Annotated in this window: 22 protein-coding genes and 1 tRNA gene; 7 read left to right on the forward strand and 16 right to left on the reverse strand. The window is 69.3% G+C overall.

The genetic code is table 11. The features are described from left to right. Positions 1-51 precede the first annotated feature (51 nt). The gene (locus ASE44_RS03035; RefSeq protein ID WP_056005521.1) at positions 52-816 is read right to left on the reverse strand and encodes an SDR family oxidoreductase; all 765 of its coding nucleotides are present in this window, start codon (positions 814-816) and stop codon (positions 52-54) included. A gap of 195 nt (positions 817-1,011) precedes the next feature. On the opposite strand from ASE44_RS03035, the gene ASE44_RS03040 reads away from it, so the two are divergent. The 4 genes from ASE44_RS03040 (at position 1,012) to ASE44_RS03055 (ending at position 3,819) form a co-directional block, all read left to right on the forward strand. Then, the gene (locus ASE44_RS03040) at positions 1,012-1,509 is read left to right on the forward strand and encodes an NfeD family protein (protein ID WP_056777361.1); all 498 of its coding nucleotides are present in this window, start codon (positions 1,012-1,014) and stop codon (positions 1,507-1,509) included. After that, positions 1,506-2,531 carry an SPFH domain-containing protein gene (locus tag ASE44_RS03045; RefSeq protein WP_056777362.1) on the forward strand — a complete coding sequence of 342 codons (1,026 nt, stop codon included), beginning with the start codon at positions 1,506-1,508 and terminating at the stop codon, positions 2,529-2,531. The genes ASE44_RS03040 and ASE44_RS03045 overlap by 4 nt, the downstream gene beginning before the upstream one ends. 7 nt (positions 2,532-2,538) lie before the next feature. Beyond that, positions 2,539-3,321 (forward strand): glycerophosphodiester phosphodiesterase family protein, encoded by a 783-nt coding sequence (locus tag ASE44_RS03050; protein WP_056777365.1) that lies wholly within the window; start codon positions 2,539-2,541, stop codon positions 3,319-3,321. Between the two features lie 135 nt (positions 3,322-3,456). Then, positions 3,457-3,819, forward strand: coding sequence for an RNA polymerase-binding protein RbpA (locus ASE44_RS03055; RefSeq protein ID WP_056005533.1), 363 nt, complete (start codon positions 3,457-3,459; stop codon positions 3,817-3,819). 90 nt (positions 3,820-3,909) lie between these two features. Here ASE44_RS03055 and lnt read toward each other — a convergent pair whose 3' ends face one another. The 9 genes from lnt to ASE44_RS03100 form a co-directional block, all read right to left on the reverse strand. Further along, positions 3,910-5,469 (reverse strand): apolipoprotein N-acyltransferase, encoded by a 1,560-nt coding sequence (gene lnt / locus ASE44_RS03060; RefSeq protein ID WP_056777367.1) that lies wholly within the window; start codon positions 5,467-5,469, stop codon positions 3,910-3,912. An 8-nt stretch (positions 5,470-5,477) separates the two neighbouring features. Beyond that, the gene (locus ASE44_RS03065; RefSeq protein WP_056005538.1) at positions 5,478-7,898 is read right to left on the reverse strand and encodes an RNA helicase; all 2,421 of its coding nucleotides are present in this window, start codon (positions 7,896-7,898) and stop codon (positions 5,478-5,480) included. Continuing rightward, positions 7,895-8,656, reverse strand: coding sequence for a twin-arginine translocase subunit TatC (tatC, locus tag ASE44_RS03070; protein ID WP_056011150.1), 762 nt, complete (start codon positions 8,654-8,656; stop codon positions 7,895-7,897). Before tatC ends, ASE44_RS03065 begins: the two co-directional genes overlap by 4 nt. A 138-nt stretch (positions 8,657-8,794) precedes the next feature. Then, positions 8,795-9,064: a Sec-independent protein translocase subunit TatA gene (gene tatA / locus ASE44_RS03075; protein WP_056005540.1), complete on the reverse strand. Its 270-nt coding sequence runs from the start codon at positions 9,062-9,064 to the stop codon at positions 8,795-8,797. Between the two features lie 81 nt (positions 9,065-9,145). Continuing rightward, positions 9,146-10,156, reverse strand: coding sequence for a YafY family protein (locus tag ASE44_RS03080; RefSeq protein WP_056005543.1), 1,011 nt, complete (start codon positions 10,154-10,156; stop codon positions 9,146-9,148). Further along, the gene (locus tag ASE44_RS03085; protein WP_056777368.1) at positions 10,149-11,189 is read right to left on the reverse strand and encodes a YafY family protein; all 1,041 of its coding nucleotides are present in this window, start codon (positions 11,187-11,189) and stop codon (positions 10,149-10,151) included. Before ASE44_RS03085 ends, ASE44_RS03080 begins: the two co-directional genes overlap by 8 nt. A gap of 79 nt (positions 11,190-11,268) precedes the next feature. Beyond that, complete coding sequence (locus ASE44_RS03090) at positions 11,269-12,225, reverse strand: FKBP-type peptidyl-prolyl cis-trans isomerase (RefSeq protein ID WP_056777371.1); 957 nt, start codon at positions 12,223-12,225, stop codon at positions 11,269-11,271. A gap of 71 nt (positions 12,226-12,296) precedes the next feature. After that, positions 12,297-13,361, reverse strand: a complete 1,065-nt coding sequence (locus ASE44_RS03095; protein ID WP_056777374.1) for a tRNA (adenine-N1)-methyltransferase — start codon at positions 13,359-13,361, stop codon at positions 12,297-12,299. Further along, positions 13,358-14,062 (reverse strand): HAD family phosphatase, encoded by a 705-nt coding sequence (locus tag ASE44_RS03100; RefSeq protein ID WP_056005557.1) that lies wholly within the window; start codon positions 14,060-14,062, stop codon positions 13,358-13,360. The genes ASE44_RS03095 and ASE44_RS03100 overlap by 4 nt, the downstream gene beginning before the upstream one ends. 81 nt (positions 14,063-14,143) lie before the next feature. Here ASE44_RS03100 and ASE44_RS03105 point away from each other — a divergent pair, with 81 nt between their 5' ends. After that, on the forward strand, positions 14,144-15,070 hold the full coding sequence (locus ASE44_RS03105) for a PAC2 family protein (RefSeq protein ID WP_056777376.1): 927 nt from the start codon (positions 14,144-14,146) through the stop codon (positions 15,068-15,070). Positions 15,071-15,113: 43 nt separating this feature from the next. Here ASE44_RS03105 and mshC read toward each other — a convergent pair whose 3' ends face one another. From mshC to ASE44_RS03120, 3 genes are all read right to left on the reverse strand, one after another. Beyond that, a complete protein-coding gene (mshC, locus tag ASE44_RS03110) occupies positions 15,114-16,352 on the reverse strand; it encodes a cysteine--1-D-myo-inosityl 2-amino-2-deoxy-alpha-D-glucopyranoside ligase (protein WP_056005563.1) in 1,239 nt (412 codons plus the stop codon). Continuing rightward, positions 16,349-17,173, reverse strand: a complete 825-nt coding sequence (locus tag ASE44_RS03115; RefSeq protein ID WP_056005566.1) for an undecaprenyl-diphosphate phosphatase — start codon at positions 17,171-17,173, stop codon at positions 16,349-16,351. Before ASE44_RS03115 ends, mshC begins: the two co-directional genes overlap by 4 nt. A 135-nt stretch (positions 17,174-17,308) precedes the next feature. After that, complete coding sequence (locus tag ASE44_RS03120) at positions 17,309-18,628, reverse strand: M20/M25/M40 family metallo-hydrolase (RefSeq protein ID WP_056005569.1); 1,320 nt, start codon at positions 18,626-18,628, stop codon at positions 17,309-17,311. Between the two features lie 170 nt (positions 18,629-18,798). Between ASE44_RS03120 and ASE44_RS03125 the strand changes: the two genes are divergently transcribed. Then, a tRNA-Leu gene (locus tag ASE44_RS03125) sits at positions 18,799-18,882 on the forward strand. Between the two features lie 148 nt (positions 18,883-19,030). Here the strand turns inward: ASE44_RS03125 and ASE44_RS03130 are convergent. Beyond that, positions 19,031-20,848: a DEAD/DEAH box helicase gene (locus tag ASE44_RS03130; RefSeq protein WP_056777379.1), complete on the reverse strand. Its 1,818-nt coding sequence runs from the start codon at positions 20,846-20,848 to the stop codon at positions 19,031-19,033. Positions 20,849-20,996: 148 nt separating this feature from the next. On the opposite strand from ASE44_RS03130, the gene ASE44_RS03135 reads away from it, so the two are divergent. Next, on the forward strand, positions 20,997-21,806 hold the full coding sequence (locus tag ASE44_RS03135; RefSeq protein ID WP_056005573.1) for an SGNH/GDSL hydrolase family protein: 810 nt from the start codon (positions 20,997-20,999) through the stop codon (positions 21,804-21,806). A gap of 34 nt (positions 21,807-21,840) precedes the next feature. Here ASE44_RS03135 and ASE44_RS03140 read toward each other — a convergent pair whose 3' ends face one another. After that, positions 21,841-23,085 (reverse strand): D-alanyl-D-alanine carboxypeptidase family protein, encoded by a 1,245-nt coding sequence (locus ASE44_RS03140; protein WP_056777382.1) that lies wholly within the window; start codon positions 23,083-23,085, stop codon positions 21,841-21,843. Positions 23,086-23,167: 82 nt separating this feature from the next. Then, entirely contained in the window at positions 23,168-23,971 is an 804-nt protein-coding gene (locus ASE44_RS03145) for an RNA methyltransferase (protein WP_056005579.1), read from the reverse strand. Positions 23,972-24,070 lie beyond the last annotated feature (99 nt).

A 24,070-nucleotide genomic window follows, 5' to 3' on the forward strand; every position in this document is an offset into this window, starting at 1 on the left:
GGACGCCCGGGCTCTCGTGAGCCCGGGCGTCCGTCGTGCGATGGGTGTCGACTATTCGGCGATGAAGTCGCTCGTGTCGCCGACGTACCGGGTGTGCTGCGCGGGGATCGGCTCCACCGCGGCTGCGGCGACCTCCGCAGCGAACTCGCCGACGTTGTAGAGACGTCCGGCCGACTCCTTGCGCGAGCTGATCGCACCAGGGTTCGCGCGTTCCAGCAGGGTCGCGGTGATGGTCCCCTCGATCATGTCGCCCGACACGACGACGAAGTCGACCCCGGCAGCGTCGAAGGTGTCCTGCTTGGCGCGGAGGGCGTCCTCACCGGCTCGCTTGGAGGTTGCGACGGGCACGTACTCGGGCATCGTCGGGGTGGTCCGGATGAAGTGCGCCTGGTGGCTCGTGACGAAGACGATCCGTGAGCCCGGGCGCAGCAGCGGCATGGCGTGCTCGACCACGCTCACCTGGGCGTCACGGTTGAGCTGCATGGCGTAGTCCTCGGCCATGCCGCTCTCCATGCCTCCGGAGGCGTTCAGGACCAGGACGTCGAGGTCGCCCAGCTCGGCTTTCGTCGTCGCGAACATCGCGGCGACCGAGGCCGGGTCCGTGAGGTCGGCTCCGACGACGACCGCCTGCACACCGAGCGCCCGCACCTCGTCGGCGAGCTTGACGGCGCGCGCCTCCTTGTTGCGGTAGTTGATGACCACGTTCGCGCCGGCGCCGGCGAAGTATCGGATGGTGTCTGCGCCGATGCCGCGCGACGAGCCCGTCACGAGGACGTTCTTCCCGGCGAGGGATCCGGCGGCCAGAGGGTTCGTCACGGGAGGGCTCCTTCAGTTCTGGGGCCGCTCGTCGGCGGCTGGTTCCAGCCAACGACCCTACCAACAACCGGACGGACGGATCCGGTCGCGCGCACGGTCCACCTGATAGCGTTGCTGACGACCGGCGCACCGTCTCGCGCTCCCCCGGGTCACGAGGCGGCAGTCGCACGAGCCGATCCGGGAGGAATCCACATCATGGACGTCATCACCGAGTACGCCTGGATCGCCTGGCTGGTGGTGATCCTCGTGTTCGTCATCATCGAGATCCTTTCGCTGGAGTTCACCTTCCTGATGCTCGCGCTCGGAGGCGTCGTCGGGTTGCTCTCCGGCCTGGTCGGAGCCCCGTGGTGGTTGCAGCTGCTCATCGCCGCGGCCGCCGCCGTCCTCCTGCTCCTCGCCGTCAGGCCGCCCCTGCTCCGAGCGTTGCAACGCGGCGCGGACCCGGCCAGGAGCAACATCGACGCGCTGCTCGGCATGCCAGGGCTCGTCATGTCCACGGTCACCCCGCACGGCGGCCAGGTCAAGCTCGGCAACGGCGAGGTCTGGACCGCCCGCACCCCCCTGGACTCCCCCGCCTCCTCGCTGGAGCCAGGCACCCGCATCATCCTGTCCGTCGTCGACGGCGCCACCGCCGTCGTCGTCCCCGTCCCAACCCACCCGACCCCGTCGGGCGAGCAGAAGGAGCAGTCGTGAACGACATCTCATCAGGAGCGATCATCGGCTGGGTGATTGCCGCCATCGTCGTCATCTTCGTGCTGGTGGTGCTGTTCCGCTCCATCCGCATCATCCCGCAGGCCAGTGCAGGCGTGGTCGAACGGCTCGGGAAGTACCACAAGACCCTCCTGCCGGGCTTGAACCTCCTCATCCCCTTCATCGACCGCCTGCGGCCGCTCATCGACCTCCGCGAGACCGTCGTGTCGTTCCCGCCCCAGCCGGTGATCACCGAGGACAACCTCGTCGTCTCGATCGACACGGTCGTCTACTTCCAGGTCACCGACGCTCGTGCGGCCACCTATGAGATCGCGAACTACCTGGGTGCCGTCGAGCAGCTCACGACGACGACCCTCAGGAACGTCGTCGGTGGCTTGAATCTCGAGGAGGCGCTCACCAGCCGGGACGAGATCAACAGCAAGCTCCGGATCGTCCTCGACGAGGCGACCGGCAAGTGGGGCATCCGCGTCGGCCGCGTCGAGCTCAAGGCGATCGACCCGCCGCTCTCGATCCAGGACTCGATGGAGAAGCAGATGCGCGCCGAGCGGGATCGCCGAGCGCTCATCCTGACCGCGGAGGGAACCAAGCAGTCCGCGATCCTGACCGCGGAGGGTGCCCGACAGGCGGAGATCCTCCGCGCCGAGGGTGACGCGCAGGCCGCCGTCCTGCGGGCGCAGGGTGAGGCCTCGGCCATCCAGACGGTCTTCAAGGCCATCCACGACGGCGACCCGGACGAGAAGCTCCTCGGGTACCAGTACCTGCAGATGCTCCCGAAGCTCGCCGAAGGTCAGGCCAACAAGCTCTGGGTGATCCCGAGTGAGCTGACGGAAGCACTCAAGGGCATCGGCTCCGCGTTCGGACCCGGCAACACGCGCGACCCCGCGGCTGCCGCTCGGTCTGCTGCCGCGGCCGCCGCCGCACCGCCCTTCACGCCGTCGACGTCATCGTCCCAGGCGCCGTCGGCCTCGGCGTCGACGCAGGTACCCGGCCACCCGGAGTCCTGAGCACACGGTGGCGGCATCGAGCCTCCCCTTCTTCCAGCCGGCCGGTCCTCGGGTGTTCGCGCACCGGGGGCTGGCCGGTCCCGGTGTTCCGGAGAACACGCTGTCCTCCTTCCGTCGGGCCCTCGCCACGGGCGCCGACGCTCTCGAGACCGACACGCACCGAACGCGCGACGGGCATGCGGTCCTGTTCCACGACGCGTCGTTGCGACGGATCACCGGCGATCCGAGGCCGATCGCCGAGCTGGACCTGGCGGACCTCCAGCAGATCGACCTCGGCGGTGACCACGTCCCGACGCTCCACGAGGCGCTCATGGCCTTCCCCGAGGCGCGCTTCAACCTGGACGTGAAGGATGCGGCCGCAGCACTGCCGGCTGCCGAGGCCATCCTCCGTGCCGGCGCGCGCGACCGGGTCCTCGTCACCTCGTTCGACGAGGGTCGGCGGTCGGCGGTGCTGGACGCGATCGGCGGCGACGCCGGATCGGCGGACATCCCCACCTCGGCGTCGGCGGCGATCCTGCTCCGGGTGCTGCCGACAGTCGCCCTCCGCCGCGGCGACACGGCGCTCCGCCGGGCACTGGACGGTGTGCACGCCCTCCAGATCCCCGAGCGGTATCGCGGCGTCCCCCTCCTGACCAGACGACTCCTGCGCCGGATGCACGCCCTCGGCGTCGAGGTGCACGTCTGGACCGTCAACGATCCGGCCGACATGCGCCGCCTGCTCGATCTCGGTGTCGACGGTCTCGTCACCGACCGGTGCGACCTCGCCTTCGAGGTCCTGCGCTCGCGCTGAGCGACGTCCACCCGGAGCCGTCGCCATCCGCCAGCTGCGAGCTGGGCGTGACCTGGGAGCCGGGTGGGTGAACGGAACACTTTACCCAGCTTGTGGGTTTATAACTGTGCATGCCGAGCGAGAGGAGACCACACAATGGCAGATCGCAGTTTGCGCGGAATGCGCTTGGGCGCCCAGAGTCTACAAACGGAAGAGGGCGTCATATTCTCGGCGCGGAGCAACCACACCTACCGGTGCCAGAGTTGTGAGCGCGAGACCACGATGACGTTCGCCGCCGATGCGGAAGTCCCCGAGCTGTGGGAGTGCCGGCACTGCGGTGCCGAGGCTGTCCTGCTCGTCGACTCACAGCCGGTGGTCGTCGACCGCGGCGATGTGAAGATCCCGAGGAGCCACTGGGACATGTTGCTCGAACGTCGCTCGCGCGACGAGCTGGAGGAACTGCTCGAAGAGCGGCTGTCCTACCTCCGCGCGCGTCGCGGCCAGCAGAAGAGCGCGTAGCTCCGAGCCCATTCCAGGCCTCCCCTCGATCGGCTGATCCGACTTCGGATCGGCCGATCGTCATGTCCGGACGGGGTCGGGTGGTGTCCGTCACCGCCCTCGGCGCTGGACCCGGGCGGCGAAGCCGGCGAGCACCAGCGACGCGAGTCCCATGCCCCCGATGAACGCTTCGAATTGGCGGCCGAACGCCATCGACGGCGTCACGGTGTCGGCGAGGGGCACGTCCGACACCATGGAACCAGGCTGGAACGCCGGGATGCTGTCGATCGTCGCTCCGTCAGGACCGATGATCTGACTCGTGCCCACGGTCGAGATGTTCACGACCGACCGTGCCGACTCGATCGCTCGCAGGCGGGCGATGGCCAGCTGCTGCTGGTTCTCGTCCGTCTGGCCGAAGTCCGCGTTGTTGGTCTGCGCGAACACGACGCGCGCCCCGCCCGCCACGGCGTCGCGGGTGAGCTGGTCGTCGGCGATGTCGAAGCAGATGCTGATGCCGGCGAGCACGCCGTCGATGTCGAAGACGTTGTCTTTCGTCCCCGGGGTGTACTCGCGCTGGATGAGACCGATGAGGTCGGGCGCGAACGGCTCCCAGAAGTCGCGGTCGGGGACGTACTCCCCGAAGGGCACCGGGTGCTTCTTGTCGTAGACGTCGCGGACACCGTCGCCCGCATCCCAGAGCAGCGACGAGTTGAAGTAGCGGTCGCCCCGCTCCGAGATCGCCCCGACGACGAACGGTGCGTCCATCCGGCGGCTCAGAGCGTCGAGTGCGGCTGCGGACTGCGGGACCCGCTGCGGGTCGAGGTCGGCGCTGCCCTCCGGCCAGACCACCACGTCGACGTCCGCATCGATGACGCGCAGGGTCTCGTCGATCTGGGTCTGCATGACCGTCCCGGGGGCCGCCGCATCGAAGTACCCCGCGGGGCCGTTCCCCTGGATCGCCGCCACCCGGATGCTCCCGGTCGTGGTGGTGGGCCAGGCCGGCACGAGGAGGACCGCGAGGACGGCGAGGACGGCGGTCCCGACCCTGGTGACGACGGGGAGATCGGCCGTCGCGGCCAACTGGAGGGCCAACGCGACGAGGAGCACCATGAGGAACGACAGGCCCGAGAACCCCACCCAGGCCACGAGCGGTGCGAACGGGCTCTCCGACTGGCTGAGCGACATCCTCGCCCACGGGAACCCGCCGTACGGCCAGGTGCTCACGAGCGTCTCCCTCGCCGTCCAGAGGGCGGCAACGACGGCCGCCGTCAGCCAGACCCGCCCGGCGACACCGGGGAACGCCCGAGGGACCCAGCGGTAGGCGAGCGTCACCAGCACGGCCCCCGCTCCGAAGAACATCGCCTCCAGGGTCGACAATGCCGCCCACGGGACGGGGCCGAGGTACGCCGTCGCCCACTCGATGTGCACCAGGTAGAACGACTCCCCCGCCAGGAACCCGACGAGCAGGGCACCCCAGACGCTCCGACCCATGAGGGTCAGGAGGACGAGCGCGATGCCGACGAAGGTCAGCGGCCAGACACCGCGATCGGGGAATCCGCCGTCCAGGATGGGGCCGGCGGCGATGGCCACCACGACGGCCAGCCACAGGGGAAGCGGCGGGCGGCCGTCACCTGATGCGTCGATCGGGATGGGCCGCGCGCTCCGATGCATTCCAGCGATCACAGCGAGCTGTACGCGACGATGCCGCGCCGGATCGAATCGAGCGCCTGACGCGACGTGCGACCGACCGGCCCGTCGACGATACGCAGCTGGTCGAGCAGGTCGATGGTCTGCTTGCACCACCGAACGAAGTCGCCCGCGGCGAGCTCCGCCTCGATCAGCACCGTGTCGAGGTTGGCGCCCTTCGCCCACTGGTGCATGGCGAGGGAGAGCCCCGTGGAGATGGGGTTGCTGCCGGGGAGGCGGTGCTCGCGTTCGCTGTCGTCGAGCCGACTCCAGATGTCCTGTGTCCGTTCGAGCGCCGAGCGGAACGGTCCGCGAGGCAGGAAGCGCTCGGGCGTGTTCTGCTCTTCGCGTCGCGGCTCGTAGACGATCGCCGCGGCCATCGCCGCGAGCGATGCCGCGTCCAGCTCGTTCCAGGCACCCGTGCGCAGGCTCTCCGCGACGAGGAGGTCCCGCTCTCCGTAGATCCGCTTCAAGGTCCGTCCAGGTGCGGCGACGACGACCACCCCGTGCTCGTCGCGGGTGAGGTAGTCGTATTCGAGGAGTACGTCGACGACACGGTCGAACACCCGGGCGACGGCACCCGTGCGCGTCTGGATCTGCTGCCGGAGTTGGTCGGTCTGCTTCTTGAGCTTGAACCACCGCTCCGCCCAGCGCGCGTGATCCTCCCGATGCGGGCACACGTGGCAGGCGTGGGCGCGCATCCGCTTGCGGAGCTCGGCGAGCTTGCGCTGTCGTCGATCCTTTGCCGCCCGCGAACCGTTCGGTTCGCCCTTGCGTTCGAGATCGGTGAGTTCGCGTCTGATGCCGGCGTATTCGATGAAGTCACCGAGGTGACAGGACATCGACCGCTCGTATCCCGCGAGGGAGGACTCCTGCTCGCGCACCTTCCGGGCGATCCCCACGACGGCGCGGTCTGCCTGGAATTGTGCGAACGACGACTCGAGGATCTGGCGCGTCCGCTGCCGACCGAACTGGTCGATGAGGTTCACGGCCATGTTGTACGTGGGGCGGAAGCTGGAGTTGAGCGGGTAGGTGCGTCGTGAGGCGAGGGAGGCGACCGACTGCGGGTGCAGCCCCTCGGCCCATTGGATCACCGCATGGCCTTCGACGTCGATACCACGACGACCGGCTCGTCCGGTGATCTGCGTGTACTCCCCCGGCGTGATCGGCACTCTGGCCTCGCCGTTGAACTTCTCGAGCTTCTCGAGGACGACCGTCCGGGCCGGCATGTTGATGCCGAGTGCGAGGGTCTCCGTGGCGAAGACGACCTTCACGAGCTTGCGACGGAACAGTTCCTCGACGACCTCCTTGAACGCAGGCAGGAGGCCGGCGTGGTGGGCGGCGACGCCGCGCTCGAGGCCGTCGAGCCACTCCCAGTACCCCAGGACGGCGAGGTCCTCGTCGAGGAGGGTCCGGCAGCGTTCATCGACGATCTGGCGGATCTCGTCGCGTTCGTGCGCCTCGGTCAAGCGGATGCCCGAGCGGAGGACCTGCTTCACCGCCTGGTCGCAACCGACACGGCTGAAGACGAAGAAGATGGCCGGGAGCAGATGGTGGTCGTCGAGCATCTGGACGAAGTGCCCGCGGTCGAGCTTCTCGGCACGGTGCGGGGCGCGACGCTGGTTGTACCGACTGATGTCCTTGTACTGGCGGCTGTTGGGTGCCCGTCCACCGAACTGGGCCATGCGCACGAGCTCCGGGTTCACCTGGTGGGTGTCGGCGAGGCTCGGCGCGGCGAACAGATCGACGAGCTTGTTCCGCATCAGCACGTGCTGGGTCAGCGGCACCGGGCGTTCCTCGGACACGATCACCGCGGTGTCGCCACGGACCGCTTGGAGCCAGTCGCCGAACTCCTCCGCGTTCGAGACGGTGGCGCTCAACGACACCATGCGGACCGACTGCGGGAGGTGGATGATGACCTCTTCCCAGACCGCCCCGCGGAAGCGGTCCGCGAGGTAGTGGACCTCGTCCATGACGACGAAGGCGAGGTCGGTCAGGGCGTCGGAATCCGCGTACAGCATGTTGCGCAGGACCTCGGTGGTCATCACGACGATGCGGGCGTTCCCGTTGACGTTCGTGTCGCCCGTGAGGAGTCCGACGTGCTCCGAGCCGTACTCGGCGGTGAGCTCCTGGAACTTCTGATTGCTGAGTGCCTTCATCGGCGTGGTGTAGAAGACCTTGCCGCGCGCGCCGTGCATGGCGAGGGCGATGGCGAACTCGGCGACGATGGTCTTGCCTGCCCCCGTCGGCGCGGCGACGAGCACACTGCTCCCCTGCTCGATCCGTTCGCAGGCCTCGAGTTGGAACGCATCGAGGTCGAACCGCTGCCGTGCCCGGAACTCCTGGAGCCGTGGGGTCGCGTTCCGGACCGCCGCCGCCCGATACCGTTCGGCGGGGGAAGCGGCGTCAGTCATACGAGGCCCTTGCTGCCGAGTTCGGCGTCGATGCGCAGCTGCCGCTTGGCCGCGCGTCGGTCGTGCAGCCAGGCGACACCGTAGGCGGCGAAGTACAGGACGACCATCGGGATCGCGAGCACGAACATCGAGACGATGTCGGCCGCAGGGGTCGCGATCGCGGTGAAGAGCACGATGACGAGGATCGCCACGCGCCACGCCTTGATGATCGCGGCCGCCGAGAGGACGCCGACGAAGTTGAGGAGCACCAGGAACACCGGGAGGACGAACGCGACACCGACGGCGAGCACGAGCTTCAGGACGAAGTCGTAGTACGTCGTGGCGTCGAGGAAGTTGGCGGCGGCCGCGGGCGTGAATCCGAGCATGAGCTCGACGATGTGCGGGAGCACGAACCAGCCGGCGTAGCAGCCGGCGAGGAAGAGCGGCACGGCCGTGGCGAAGAAGCCGACGGCGTACTTGAGTTCCTTCCTCGTGAGACCGGGTACCAGGAAGGCCCAGATCTGGTACAGCCACACGGGGCTCGAAAGGACGACGCCCGTGGTCAGCGCGATCTTCATCCGGAGGTCGAACGCACTGGTGACGTTCGTGAAGTTCAAGAAGGCCTGACCGCGGTCGTCGGCGATGACGAGGATCGGTGCGCTCATCGCGTCGATGATCCACTCCGAGGCGATGAAGCCGGCGACCATGCCGACGATGATGCCGATGGCGGAGTAGAAGAGGCGCTTCCGCAGCTCGACGAGGTGCTCGCCCAGGGACATGCGCCCCTCGCGGTTCTGCTTCTTCGGGCGCCGTTCGGTCACCGCCATGGCTGGATCGTCCGTCGCTCGACAGCGGATTCGAGGCGCACTCGTCGGGTGCCAGGTACTGGCGTCATCGGGCTCGCGTGGTCCTCAGGGTTACGGCTTGACGGGCGGGTCGGTCGGCTTCTGCGGGGCCGTGGCGGCCGGAGTCGGCTCGACGGGCGTCGTGCCCGCCGGCGGGACCGGCGTCGTGGCGTCGCCCGCAGCGGGCTCGTCGTCGCGCATGCTCTTGACCTCGCTCTTGAAGATGCGCATGGACTGACCGACGCTTCGGGCGAGCCCGGGGAGCTTCGGTGCGCCGAACAGGAGCAGGACGATGAGGAGGATGATGACGAGGTGCCATCCGGTGAATGCGTTGCCGAACATAGTCTTCGTTCCTGATCTTCGAGGTCGAGGTTCCCCCACTCTACCCTGCATCGGCCCGTACACCGCCGGAAGTGTGCGCAGTCACTCCGCGGCGACGGCGGGGTACTGCGCGAGGCCGGCGGCAGCCCAGTCGGCGACGGCGTCCCGGGCGTCCGCCGGGGCCAACACCGTGATGAGTCCGGGATGGGCGGCGACGAGCCGCTTGAGGCCGTGGTGATGCGCGAGACGGAGTGTGGCGGTCACCTCGCCGTCGACCTCGTCGGCCCCCGCCGCGGTGTTCGCCGCGCCGTCGACGGCGACCACGTAGTCGTCGATGAGTGGGAGGACCGAACGTCGCACGAGCACGGTGACGTTGCGGTCGGAGTCGCTCGGCTCGAACAACGCCGTCGGGACGACGACCTCGGCCTCGCGGAACACGACCTCGGCCTCGCTCTGTCGGAGCTCCGTCATCCGATCCAGTCGGAAGCGTCGCGTCGCCTCTCTGAGGTGGCACCAGCCGTAGAGGTACCAGTCTTGATCCTGGGACTCGAGACGGAGCGGGTCGACGAGCCTCGCCTCGGTCGAACCACTCGCATCGACGTAGTCGAACGCCACGCTTCGCCCGGCCGCGAGTGCGGCGCGGATGATGCCGACGGCTCGTGCGGAGTACGACTCCGTGACGGCGAGCTGGCCGGGTGCCGACGATGCACCGCGCGCCAGCTTCGCCATCACCCCGCCGATGACGTCGCTGTCGACGAACTCCGGGAGCCGCTGCAAGGACTGGAGACCGGCGATGAGCGCCGACGCCTCTCGCGCTGAGAACCGAGGACTGTCGTCCAGGGCGACCCGGTGGGTGAGGACGATCTCGTCGTCCTCCTCGAAGCTGCCCCAGTCGATGTCGAAGAGATCGCCGGCGAGATACTGCCGGGTGTCGCCCGGCACACCCGACACGGTGAGGAGCTCGACCGCCTCGCGGATCTGGCGCGGCGAGAGGCCGAAGTGTCGGGCGGCCTCCTCGACCGTCACCCGCTCACGGTCGATGAGGTAGGGGACGAGCGACAGGAGGAAGATCAGTTTGTCTTGAGCGCGGGGTGCTGCCGGTCGCTTAGCCACGGGTGGGCTCCTTCGGCTCCGGTGCGTCATCGGTGTCGGTGTGTCGGGCGACGACGAGCCGGAGTCTCGCCGCGATGGCGTCCGCGAGAGCGGGCGGGTCGACGACGAGGACCTCGGGACCGAACCCGGCGAGTTCGTCGGCGAGGATGTGGTGGTCGAGGTAGGGGATCGTGAGTTCCGCGTGGTCGGCGTCGGCCACGCCGTATCGGTTGCCCAGACGTGCGGCGGCGTCGGTCCCCGGTCGGACGCGGACCACGGCGCGTTGTGAGGAGGAGACCCGCCGAAGCCCCTCGATGGCGTCGGCCGCGTGGTCGACACCGTCCGCCGGGAACGACTCACCCGTCGGCTTCACCGGTCCGACGATGCGCGACAGGAGGAACGTCCGCGGTTGGTCCACGGTTCGGTCGGTCGCGAACAGGTGCCATCGCCCCTCGTGCTGGACGAGCGCGAGAGGAGCCACGGTGCGCACGCGCGGGCGCTCCTCCCCCGGTTTCAGGTAGGGGAAGGCGACGACGGCGCGCCGTTCCAGCGCGGCGTCGAGCGGTTCGAACGAGGCCTCGCGTGTGCGCAGCCGCGGGGCGTACCCGATGATCGGTTCGTCCGGCTCGATGCCGAGCGACCGCAGTTTCGTCATGGCTCGCTGCGACTGACCGGAGAGCGAACCCTCGCGCCACACCGTCGCCGCGAGCGACAACAACGACAACTCCGCGGGAGTGAACCGGACGTCGGCGGGCAGCTCGTACGCACCCTTCGGGATCCGATAGCGCATCGACTGGTTGTTCCCGGGTTCGCCCGGCTGTTCGATCGTCTCGAGGGGGACGCCGAGCTCGCGGATGTTGTCCTTGTCGCGCTCGAACTGTCGCTCCAGGCTGGCGTTGCCACCGCCGCTCGAGTACTGCTGACGGTACCCCTGCACGGTCGACAGGATCTCGTTCTTCGTCAGGCCGGTCTGGGTGGCGAGGAGGGCGAGCACGAGGCTGAAGAGCCGCTCCTCGACCGGCACCGGCTTCGGGGACTCGAGGGCTGAGGACACCGGTCCAGTCTACCGACGGACGGCCCGCCTCCCCCCTGCGACGCGGGCGGGAGACGGGCCGTCTGGCTGTGAGCGGCGGTTACTGCGTCGGGCGCTGCGTCCCCAGCACGTCGATGACGAACACGAGCGTCGCCCCGCCCGGAATGGTCCCGGATCCCTGGTCGCCGTAGCCGTCCTTCGGTGCGACGACGAGGATGATCTGGGAACCGACCTTCGCGCCCACGACCGCGTCGTTGAACGCCTTGATCATCTGGCCGCCGTCGGCCTGGAAGACGAGGGGCTGCCCCTTCTCCCAGCTGCTGTCGAACACGCTCTTCTGGTCCCACAGGACGCCGGTGTAGTTGACCATGACCTGGTCGCCGGCCTTCACGGTGGCTCCGTCACCGACGCGCGACAGCGTCTGCTTCGTCTCGGTCGGCGCCGGCGCTGCGGGGATCGTGATCCCGGGTTGACCGCTCGGAGCCGTCACGACGGACGGGAAGCCCGAGGGGATCGGCCGCTCCGCGCCGTCCGCCTTGGGGAGCGCGGCACTGTGGATGTCGGCGACGAGGATGATCGTGTCGTCCTTCTTGAGGCCGATCGCCTCGTTGGCGCCGGCCGGGCCGAAGGCGTCCTTCGACGAGATGGCCGCGACCACGCGTGATCCCACCGTCGTGCAGGCGAGTGCCTTCGCGAACCCCGTGGGGTTCCCGGCCAGGGCGATCAGCGAGGCCCCCGGACCGGAGAAGTCGGTCTGCTGCAGTACCTCGCCGGTTCGACCGTTGAGGAGCATCAGGTTCACGCCCACCGTGCCGTCGGCCTGGACCAGCGCACCGTCACCGGTGATCACGACGTCGCGCTCGGTGGTCTTCGTGTACAACGGCTTCGGCAGCTCGACCGTCGGCGTCGCGCCGAAGTCGCCCGAGACCGAGATGAGCTTGGTGGCGTCGCCGGCGGACGCCCCCGTGTCGCAGGACGCCGAGCCAGGAGCGGTGCACCCGGTGAGGGAGACGAGCAGGAGACCTGCTGCGGCGATGAGAGCTGGTGCAGTACGCACGGATCCTCGTTTCGGTGGTACGGGTGGGACGGCAGGTCGCCGTCGCACAGTTTAGTCGACGCGGACGGCGGTCACCGCTCGTCGCCGTCGACCGGCTCGGCGGACTGCGGTCCGGCCGCGTCGTCCGGATCGCCGGCTCCGACATCGAGGCCTCGGGCACGGGACAGTTCGGCGCTCGCGCCGGCGCTCCTGGCGCGCTTCCGCAGGATCTTGGCACTCGCCGACCGCTCGCCGAGCGCTCCGGGCGTCCACAGCTCGACGTCCTCCGCGCTGAAGTCGCTCTTGGACGCCCGACGCTTGAGCTCGGGCAGGACCGTCCCCGGCGCGAGCTTGCGAGCGGTGATGAGGAATCCGGTGTGGCCGATCATGCGGTGGTCCGGCCGCACCGCCAGACCTTCGACGTGCCAACCGCGCATCATCGTCTCGTTCGACTGCGGGTTGGTGAACCCGCCGGTCCCGCGGATCGCCTCGGCGACACGGGACAGCTGGGTGACGGTCGCGACGTAGCAGAGGATGACGCCGCCGGGCTTGAGTGCCTCCCAAGCGACGTCGAGGCACTCCCAGGGTGCGAGCATGTCGAGCACCACGCGGTCGACGGACTCGGCCGGCATCGTCTCCGGCAGGGTCTCCTGGAGGTCGCCGACCGTGACCGACCAGTTCTGCGGGTCGTAGCCGAAGAAGGTCGCGACGTTGCCCCTGGCGACGTCGGCGAACTCGTCGCGCCGCTCGAACGACGCCAGACGGCCGGACGGGCCGATGGCACGGAGGAGCCAGAGGGAGAGGGCGCCGGAACCGACGCCGGCCTCGACGACCGTGGCACCCGGGAAGATGTCGGCCTGACCGATGATCTCGGCGGCGTCCTTCGGATAGATGATGGCGGCCCCACGCGGCATAGACATGACGAAGTCCACGAGCAGCGGGCGGAGGGCGAGGTGTTCGATGCCCTCGGTGTTGGCGACGACGCTGCCGTCCGGCAGACCGATGATGTCCGTGTGCGCGATCATCCCGCGGTGGGTGTGGAAGACCTTGCCGGCCTCCAGGGTGATGGTGTTCCGCCGCCCCTTCGGTCCGGTGAGCTGGACACGGTCGCCTTCGCGGAACGGACCGCTGTTCGCCGGCTGGTGGTTGGCGCTCATCGCTGTACTGCCTCTGTCTCGGGGTGGTGGGTTGCGGTCGTCGCGTGCTCGCGGAGCTCGGCGAGGTCGGTGACCCTCCGCCCGGCGAGGGTGTCCCAGGTGGTGTGGTGCGGGCCTGCCGGGATCGGCACGATGTGCGGGACCGACACGGCGATCGTGCCGGCGGCGAGGGCGGAGGCCAGCCCCGTCGCCGAGTCCTCGATCGCGATGCACTCCGCGGGATCGACGCCGAGCGCGCGGGCGGCCCGCAGGTAGGCGTCGGGATGTGGTTTCGGGTGGTCCACCTCGTCGCCGGCCACGATCAGGTCGAACGCCTCGAACGGGATCCCGGCGGCGATGTCCTCGGCCATGGACCGGATCGACATCGTCACGAGCGCGGTCGGCACGCCGGCTTCCCGGAGCTCGCGGAGCAGCTCCTGCGCACCGGGACGGAACGGCACACCGCGTTCCTCGATGAGTCGCCGGACGTGATCGGTGAGGTGCGCGACGATCGTGTCGGCGTCCAGTGCCACGCCGCGACCCTGCAGGATGGCTGCGGAGTCCCACAGGCCGTTGCCCACGAGGAGCAGACCGTCCTCGTGGGTCCAGGTCCCGCCGTGGGCCGCGACCAGCTCGGTCTCGGCCTCCATCCAGTAGGGCTCGGTGTCGACGACGGTGCCGTCCATGTCCCAGAGGACTGCAGCGGGGAGGAGAGTGGTCACGGGGTGCCATGCTACCGGGTGGCGGAGCGCCTATCCTGGATGGATGGTCGCGGGAGGTCCCCGAGCATCGAGGAGTGAGACGTGACGGAACACACCAAGGAGCCACTGGGCGGTCGCCTACTCGTCGTGGCGTTCGAGGGCTGGAACGACGCCGGTGAGGCGGCCAGCGGGGCCGTGCGCGTCCTGCGGGATTCGCTGGCGCTCCGCCCCCTGCTCGAGATCGACCCCGAGCCCTATTACGACTACCAGTTCAATCGCCCGACCGTCGGCGTCGACGAGGACGGCAAGCGGTCGCTGACCTGGCCGGGGACGACGGTCTCCGGGCCGGACCCGGACGCGTCCCGGCCGGCGACCCCGCTGGCCGAGGACGCCGCACTCCGCGTCAGCGAAGGCGGTGGCGAGAACGTCTACGTCCTGCTCGGCGCCGAGCCGTCCCGCGGTTGGAAGGCGTTTGTGGACGAGATCCTGACGGTGATCGCCGAGGAGCGGATCACGACCATGGTCATGCTCGGCGCGATGCTCGCCGACGTCCCGCACACTCGGCCGATCTCGGTCTTCGCCTCGAGCGAGAACGCCGAGCTGCGCCATGCCCTCCAGCTCGAACGGAGCACGTACGAGGGCCCCGTCGGGATCCTCAGCGTGCTCGCGGACGCCGCGGAGCGCCAGGGCGTCCAGAGCCTGTCGGTCTGGGCGTCGGTCCCCCACTACGTCCACAGTGCGCCGTCACCGAAGGCCGTCCTCGCCCTCATCGACAAGCTCGAGGAACTCATCGACGTCGTCATCCCGCGCGGAGCGCTCATCGAGGAGTCGGGCGAGTGGCAGAACGGGATCGACACGCTGGCCGCCGAGGACGAGGACATGGCCGCGTACATCCAGCAGTTGGAGCAGGCGCGGGACACGGTCGAGTCACCTGAGGCGAGCGGCGAGGCGATCGCGAAGGAGTTCGAACGCTACCTTCGTCGAGACGAAGGCAAGGGCGACGAACCCTGGCGCAAGGACCGCGACTAGCTCGCAGTCCCGGGTGACCGTGGTGTCGAGCGGGTGCCCGACATCAGCTCACGCCGAGCAGCGCGTCGATGGCGGAGCGCACCAGCGCGGCGTCGTCGACGCCGGTGGCCGCGGCGTCGTCGACCAGCGCGATCGCGCCCGGCGTGTCGAGGTCGTCGGCGAGCCGGACGCGGATCGCCTGCAGGAGTCCGTCCGCTGAGGCGCCGTCCACGGCGTCCGCCGCGAAGGACGAGCGCCACGTCGCGAGTCGCCCGTCGGCCCGGGTGAGATCCTCGTCGTGCCACTCCCAGTCGCTGCGGTAGTGGTGCGCGAGGATCGCCAGCCGGATCGCCGAGGGGTCGGCGCCGTCGGCGGCCAGACGGGACACGAGGACGAGGTTGCCGAGCGACTTCGACATCTTGGTGCCCTCGTAGGCGACCATCCCCGCGTGACTGAACACCTTGGCGAGCGGCCGACCGGACAGTGCGGCCGCGTGGCCGGCGCTCAGGTCGTGGTGCGGGAAGACGAGGTCCGAGCCGCCGCCTTGGACGGTGAAGTCGGAACCGAGGTGTTCGAGGGCGATGACCGAACACTCGATGTGCCACCCCGGACGTCCTCGGCCGACGACGGAGTCCCAGCTCGGCTCGTCGGCGCGTTCCGAGCGCCAGAGCAATGGGTCGAACGCGTCGCGCTTGCCCGGTCGGTCGGGGTCTCCCCCGCGCTCCGCGAAGAAGACCGCCATCGTCGCCTCGTCGAGACCGCTCTCGGCTCCGAGGTGCCAGACGTCGTCTGCCGCGGCACGGACGTCGAAGTAGATGTCGTCACCCGCCTCGCTGTCCGGGGTGTCGACCGTGTAGGCGACGCCGCGCTCGATGAGGAGCGCGACGGCGTCGGCGATCGGTCCGATGACCTCGGTGACCGCGACGTAGTCCTCGGGCGGGAGGATGCGGAGCCGTTCCATGTCGTTCCGGAAGAGCTCCACCTGGCTCGCCGCGAGCTCGCGCCAGTCGACACCGGTCGCGTTCGCACGCTCGAGGAGCGGGTCGTCGACGTCGGTGATGTTCTGGGCGTAGTGCACCTCGTATCCGGCGTCGAGCCAGACCCGCTGCAGCGTGTCGTACGCCAGGTAGCTCGACGCGTGACCGAGGTGGGTGGCGTCGTACGGCGTGATGCCGCAGACGTACAGGCGTGCGGTTCGTTCCGCCGAGGCCTCGATGAGCCCGCCGCTCGGCGTGTCCCAGAGGCACGGTGCCGTGCCGGATCCTGGCAGCTCGGGGATGACGGGAGCGGACCAGGCCCTCATGCGGCGATCACGCCGGTGCCGAGCAGGACCAGCAGGACGACGCCGAGCACGATGCGGTAGATGACGAAGGGAAGGAAGCTGCGCTTCGAGATGTAGCTCATGAAGAAGGCGATGACGGCGAGTCCCACGACGAACGCGATGACCGTCGCGATGAGGGTCTCGACCGGGCCGTAGGGGCTCGGTTCGCCGATGCTCTTGAACACCTGGTAGAAACCGCTGCCGAAGACGGCGGGGATGGCCAGCAGGAACGCGTAGCGCGCGGCGGCGCGTCGTTCGTAGCCCATGAAGAGGCCGGCGGTGATGGTTCCGCCGGAACGGGAGACGCCGGGGATGAGTGCGAGCGCCTGGGCCCCGCCGAAGATCGCCCCGTCGCCGTACGTCAGGCTCTTCAGTCGACGCTTCTTCGCGCCGACCGCGTCGGCGACGCCGAGCAGGACACCGAAGACGATGAGCATGACGGCGACGATCCACAGCGAGCGGAACGTCGTCTCGATCTGGTCCTGGAACAGGAGACCGAGGACGACGATCGGGACGCTGCCGATGATGATGAGCCACCCCATGCGGGCGTCGGCATCGTCGCGTGGGATCTTGCCCACGAGGGCCTTGCACCAGGAGGAGATGATCCGGACGATGTCGCGCCAGAAGAACACCACGACGGCGGCCTCGGTGCCGATCTGGGTGATCGCGGTGAACGCCGCCCCAGGGTCCTTCGCGCCGGGGAGGAACTCACCCAGGATGCGCAGGTGCGCGCTCGAGGAGATCGGGAGGAATTCGGTCAGTCCTTGGACGAGTCCGAGGATGATGGCGTTGATGACGTCCACAGCGCACCTTTCTGAAGCCGTACGGCTCAGTCTGCAGCCGGATGGCTGGTGTTCGGCCGGATCCGGCGTTCGTCGGCGGGGCGGCTCCCGGAGCGCCACGCAGCGCAGTCGGCGCGGGAGCGGTCCGTGGTTTTCTCAGTAGTCGAGGAGGAGGTCCGTGAGGACCTGCCTGCCAAACCCTAGCGCGTCGAGCGGCACCCGCTCGTCGACGCCGTGGAACATCGCAGGGAAGTCCAGGTGTTCGGGCAGCCGGAGCGGTGCGAAACCGTACCCCGTGATGCCGAGCAACGACAGCGCCTTGTTGTCGGTCCCTCCGGAGAGCATGTACGGCAGGACCGGAGCCCCGGGGTCGTGGCGTCCGAGCGTCTCCACCACCGCATCCACGAGGGGCCCGGAGAACGGCGTCTCGAGCCCGATGTCGCGATGCATCACGACGATCTCGATGTCCTCCCCCACGATCTCCGCGACGCGCGCGAGGACGTCGTCCTCCTCGCCGGGGAGGGTGCGGATGTCGACGAGTGCCTCCGCGCGGTCGGGGATCACGTTGTGCTTGTACCCCGCCTGCAGCAGGGTCGGGTTGCTGGTGGTGCGGAGGGAGGCCTGGATGAATCCGGATGCCGTCCCCGTCGCGAGGGCGAGTTCGTCCGGCCCCAACCGTTCCGGCGTGGTGCCGAGGATGTTCGCGATCTCCCGGAGCAGCTGCTCCGTGGTGTCCGTGAGGCGGATGGGCCACTCGGTCCGGCCGATCGCGGCGACGGCCTCGGCGAGACGGGTCACGGCGTTGTCCTGGACGTATCGGGAGCCGTGGGCCGCGCGGCCCCTCGCGACCAGTTTGATCCAGACGAGGGCCTTCTCGGAGGTCTGCAGCAGGTAGGAGCGCCGGCCACCGAAGGTGATCGAATACCCACCGACCTCGCTGATGGCCTCCGTCGCGCCGGCGAAGAGCTCGGGTCGCTCCGTCACGAGGTGATGGGATCCGAACACGCCGCCGTTCTCCTCGTCGGAGAACATCGCCACGACGAGATCGCGTTCCGGTCGACGGCCACTGCCGAGGATCTCCCGGAGGGAGGCGAGGATCATCGCGTCCATGTTCTTCATGTCCACCGCCCCGCGCCCCCACAACAGGCCGTCCTTGATCTCGCCGCCGAACGGGTCGACGGACCAGTTCGCGGGATCGGCGGGTACCACGTCGAGGTGGCCGTGCACGACGAGCGCAGGCTTCGACGGGTTCGTTCCGGCCACTCGGGCGACGACGCTGGTGCGGCCAGGAGCCGCGTCGATCAGCTCGGGCTCGAGGCCGAGGTCCTTGAGGTACGCCTCCACGTACTCGGCGGCCTCCGTCTCACCGTTGGACCGGCCCTCGCCGTAGTTCGTGGTGTCCATGCGGATGAGGTCCCGCGCGATCCGCGTGGTCTCGTCGAGCTGGGGATCGGGTGCGTCTGAGCCGGAGGTCATGCCTCAACGCTACCCGCCGTTCCCGTCGCCTGCACGTGCGGGTCCGGGGTGCGGTGCGGTTCGGACGGCGACGCGACGGATGCCGTGAGCGACGGGGTGGTGAACAGGTGCCGAAATCCGTGCTAGAGTTTCTTCTCGTGCCCAGCGAAAGCCGGACACGATCACAACACGCGCGGGTGGCGGAAATGGCAGACGCGCTAGCTTGAGGTGCTAGTGCCCTTACGGGCGTGGGGGTTCAAGTCCCCCTTCGCGCACACCGTGTTGAGACGGCGAACGGCCGGAGCGAAAGCTCCGGCCGTTCTTGTTTTCCCGCCGGACTCCACGAGACGCCGACACCCGAGATCAACGCTCTGTGGCCGACGGATGCCTGAGGTCATGTCCTCAGTGACCGTGCCCGAGTCGTCAGTGACCGTGCCCGAGTCGTCGTCGGAGCAGGTCGATCCGCGCCTGCAACTGCGTGACACTCGCCTGAGCCACCGCCGGACCGCCGCAGACGCGTCGGAGCTCGGCGTGTACCAGTCCGTGCGGTTCCTTCGTGTGTTTCGCGTAGAGCCCGACCAGCGTGTTGAGCACCTGACGCTGCTCCTTGAGCGTGCGGTACAGGGGCGCCGGGATGTCCGCCTCGGGCTTCGGCGATCCGGCGTTCTTGTCGACGAAGGCACCGCGTTTGGCCTGACGGCTCTGCCGTTGGACGAGGAGCTCGTGCACCTGCTCCGGTTCGAGAAGGCCGGGGAAGCCGATGAAGTCGAACTCCTCCTCCGTGCCGGGCTGCGCGAGTTCCCCGAACTCGTCCCCGTCGAACACGACGCGGTCGAAGTGCGCGTTCGACGACACCGCCTGCCAGGTGAACTCCTCGAGGAGGGAGTCGGACGCCTTGTCCTCGCGTTCCGCGGCCGCCATCATGGCGTCCTCCGGATTGAAGAGGTCGCCCTCCGCCTCCGGGTCGCTCGGCCGGTCGAGGGCGTGGTCGCGCTCGAGTTCGAGCTTCTCCGCGAGGGCCATGAGGTTCGGGACGTTGGGCAGGAAGATGCTGGCGATCTCGCCACGGCGTCGGGCCCGCACGAACCGCCCGATGGCCTGGGCGAAGAACAGCGGTGTGGCCGAGGAGGTCGCGTACACGCCGACCGCGAGTCTCGGGACGTCGACGCCTTCGGACACCATGCGGACGGCGACCATCCAACGTTTCGTGTTCGAGGAGAAGTCGGCGATCCGGTCGCTGGCCTCCTTCTCGTCGGACAGGACGACCGTGGGCTGCTCCCCCGTCAGCTCATGCAGGATGGCGGCGTAGGCTCGCGCGGTCGTCTGGTCGGTGGCGATGACGAGTCCGCCGGCGTCCGGGACCGCCTGACGGACCTCTGACAGCCGAAGGTCGGCCGACTTCAGCACCGCCGGAATCCAGTCGCCCTGCGGGTCGAGGGCGGTCCGCCAGGCCGCCGAGGTGATGTCCTTCGTGTTCCCCTCGCCGAGCCTCGCCTCCATCTCGTCGCCGGCCTTGGTGCGCCAGCGCATGTGCCCGGCGTACACCATGAACAGCACCGGGCGGACGACCCCGTCCTGGAGGGCTCGCCCGTAGCCGTAGTTGTAGTCGGTGACGGAGGTCCTGATGCCCTGATGATCGGGCTGGTACACGACGAACGGGATGGGGGCGGTGTCCGAGCGGAACGGGGTACCGGTGAGGGAGAGCCGACGCGTCGCCCGCGAGAACGCCTCGTGGATGCCGTCGCCCCAACTGAGCGCGTCTCCCCCGTGATGGACCTCGTCGAGGATGACGAGGGTCGGCGCGGAATCGGTGGCGCGCTGGTGCACGGGCGGGTTGGCGGCGACCTGGGCGTAGGTGACGGCGACGCCGTGGTAATGGCGGCCGAACACCTGGTCGCGATTCGCGAAGTTGGGGTCGAGCCGGATGCCGACGCGACTGGCGGCCTCGGCCCACTGACGCTTCAGGTGGTCGGTCGGCGCGACGACGGTGATGCGTTGGACGGTACCGCGATGGAGGAGCTCGGACGCGAGTCGCAGCGCGAAGGTGGTCTTGCCTGCCCCGGGCGTCGCGGCCGCGAGGAAGTCGCGCGGTTCCGTCGTGAAGTACTGCTCGAGGGCCTCGGCCTGCCAGGCTCGAAGCTTGCTCGCCGTGCCCCACGCTGCCCGCTCCGGGAAGGCCGGGGAGAGGTGTTCGGCTGCGGACCCGCCCAGATGCTGGGGAGAAGAGATTTCCGCGTTCACTGGAGACCAATGTACCCGACAGGACCGACCCCGCCGACCATGGAGGGCGCAGCCCGGTGAGGACCGGATCTCCGACTCGCGACTGATCCGCCGCCGCGGGGCCAGGCGTACCCTGGAGAGTCCAGAGGGACAGCAGGAGGAAGCACGCATGACCGAACAGCACCATCCCTGGTCACGGTACGTCGCCATCGGCGACTCGTTCACGGAGGGGATCGGCGATCCCGAGCCGGGGGTGCCGGGCGGTCACCGCGGCTGGGCGGACCGGGTGGCCGAGGTGCTCGCTGCTCAGCACCCGGAGTTCGCCTACGCGAACCTCGCGGTCCGGGGCAAGCTCGCGCGCCAGATCCTCGACGACCAGGTCGAGCCGGCCCTCGAGCTGCATCCCGACCTCATCACGATCTCCGCGGGCGGCAACGACGTGATCCGACCGGGTACCGATCCGGACGACATCGCCAGGCGCCTCGAGCAGGCGATCATCCGGCTGCGGAGCGATGGCGCGACGGTCGTGCTGTTCACGGGTGTCGACGTCGGCTTCTCCCCCGTCTTCCGGAGCATCCGCGGCAAGGTCGCGATCTACAACGAGAACCTGCGGGCCATCGCCGCGCGTCACGGGTGCGTCATCGCCGACCAGTGGGCGCTCCAGACGATCCAGGATCCGCGCATGTGGTCGCCGGATCGCCTGCACCTGAACGCGCTCGGGCACCACGAGGTCGCCCGTCTCGTCCTCCACGCGCTCGACGTTGACAACGACCTCAAGCCCCTGCAGCCGGAGCCGCTCCCAGTGCGACGGTGGCGACAGGCGCGGACGGAGGACCTCGCCTGGGCGCGGGAGTACCTGGTGCCGTGGGTCATGCGGCGGGTGCGCCACCAGTCGTCGGGCGATCACATCAGCGCGAAGCGGCCTCTCGCCGGTCCGTTCGTCTCGGCGGCCGCTCAGGACCAGGAGCTCGACGTCTGACGCGTGTCACCGGGTCATCGGGCGACCGCGCCGGTCACGGGTTGGTCAGGCGCCACCACGGGGTGACGGGGGCGACGTCCGCGTCGAGGGCGATCGGGACCTCGATGGTCGCGGCACCGCCCTCGGCACCGGCTCCGACGGTGTAGCTGAGCGTCCCGACGGTGGATCCCGTGGCACCGGCCTCGATCGCCCGCGCGCGGGTCTCCACCGTGACCGGGGTGTCCTGCCAGACGAGGACCGAGGCGTCGGAGGCGACGACGACCTTGGCGGCTTCGCCCCAGGCCGTGTCGTACGAGCCGACCGCTGCACCCGCGGTCGCGAGCTGTACCTGGTGGAAGCCGGCGGGCACGCTCTGGAGGAGCGACACGACGGCGTCGTTCAGCACGGTGTGGTTGTCGGCACCCAGGATGACGCCGACGACGGTGACCGTCCGACCAGCGACCTGCAGGTCTGCGGAGAAGAGCAGGCATGCTCCTGACGCGTCGTCCGTGCCGGTCTTCAGGCCGGTCACGCCGTACTGTCCGAGGAGCGCGTTGGTGTTCTCGACCTCACCGATCGCCGGCAGGGTCGCCGTGGGTTCGTTGACGATGGAGGCCAGGGCGGGGTCGGCGAGGACGAGCTTGCCGATGGTCACGAGGTCGCTCGGGGTGCTGACGTTCGTCTCGCCGAGGCCGCTCGTGTTGGTGACCGTCGTGCCCGTGAGGCCTCGTGCGTCGAGCCAGGCTCGGGCCGCATCGAGATACGCGTCCACCGAACCGAACGCCCAGACGGCCAGCGAGATGCTGTAGTTGTTCGCGGACGGCAGCAGGAGGGCCTCGAGCATCTGACGCTGCGTGAAGACGGAACCGGCCACGACGGGCGCCGCCGAACCGTTCTCCGCGACGGTGTCGTAGTAGAAGCCGACGTCCGCGTCCGTCAGGGTGATCGACGGGCCCTGATCCCCCGCGGCGAGGGGCTTGGCGTCGAGGACCACGAGGGACGTGATGGTCTTCGTGATGCTGGCGATCGGGAACGGCGTCTGCTCACCGCTCGAGGTCAGGACACCGTCGAATCCGACGGCGCCGAGCGCGCCGCGCCCGAAACCGGGCCATGAGACCGGGGTGGTCGGTTGCACCAGCGTGGACGTGAGGGCTTCGGGAGCCTCCAGGGTCGCCGCAGCAGCGGGGATGGGCCTGAGGAGCGCGCCGCCGCTGTAGCCGAGGACGCCGATGACGATGGCGAGGACGCCGAAGACGGCGAGACGGCGGCGGCGATAGATCTGTCGTCTCGTGAGTGGCACCCGGTCATGGTACCGGGCATGCCTGCGCATCCCCTGCGGCGCCGTGCCGGTCGGGTGGGTGCCGATAGGTCCGCAGGGACCCTCAGCGCGTACGCAGCTCCCACAGGGCGACGGCGCTGGCCGACGCGACGTTCAGCGAGTCGACACCGTGCAGCATCGGGATGGTGACGATCGTGTCGGCGGCCGCGAGGGCGGAGGCGCTCAGCCCGTCCCCCTCGGCGCCGAGCACGATGGCGAGCCGGTCCGGAGCCGTGCGTGCGTAGGTGTCGAGGTCGACGGCGTCGTCGGACAGGGCGAGCGCCGCGGTCTCGAAGCCGGCGTCGTGCAGGATGCCCGACGCGACGTCCCACTCCGGGAGACGGGTCCACGGCACCTGCAGCACCGTCCCCATGCTGACCCGGACACTCCGGCGGTACAGCGGGTCCGCGCATCGCGGGGTGATGAGCACCGCGTCGGCCCCGAGGCCGGCGACGGACCGGAAGATCGCGCCGACGTTGGTGTGGTCCACGATGTCCTCGAGGATGACCACGCGCCGGGCGTCGGCGAGGAGTTCGGCGGGGTCCGCGAGCGGTGGGCGGTGCATCGCCGCGAGTGCGCCGCGGTGCAGGTGGAAGCCCGTCAGCTGTTCGAGCAGCTCGGGCTCGCCGACGAAGACCGGGACGTCGTGGTCGGCGAGGAGCGGCGCGACGTCCTCGAGCCACTTCTCCTGCAGCAACACCGAACGGGGTCGGTGACCGGCCCGGAGCGCGCGTTCCATGACCTTCGTCGACTCGGCGATGTACAGGCCGCCCGCCGGTTCGGACACGCGCCGGAGAGCGACGTCCGTCAGGCGTGCGTAGTCGTCGAGTCGTCCGTCGTCGAGATCGGTGATGCGGATGACCTGCATGGGAGACGTCCTCTCGACGCGGTGTACGACCTCCACCTTGCCAGAGTGGGAACACGATCGAAAACGAGGCCGTTTAGACTCAGGAGCAGTGATGGCCCG

This window comes from Plantibacter sp. Leaf1, assembly GCF_001421315.1.
In the GTDB taxonomy this organism is placed as follows: Bacteria; Actinomycetota; Actinomycetes; order Actinomycetales; family Microbacteriaceae; genus Plantibacter.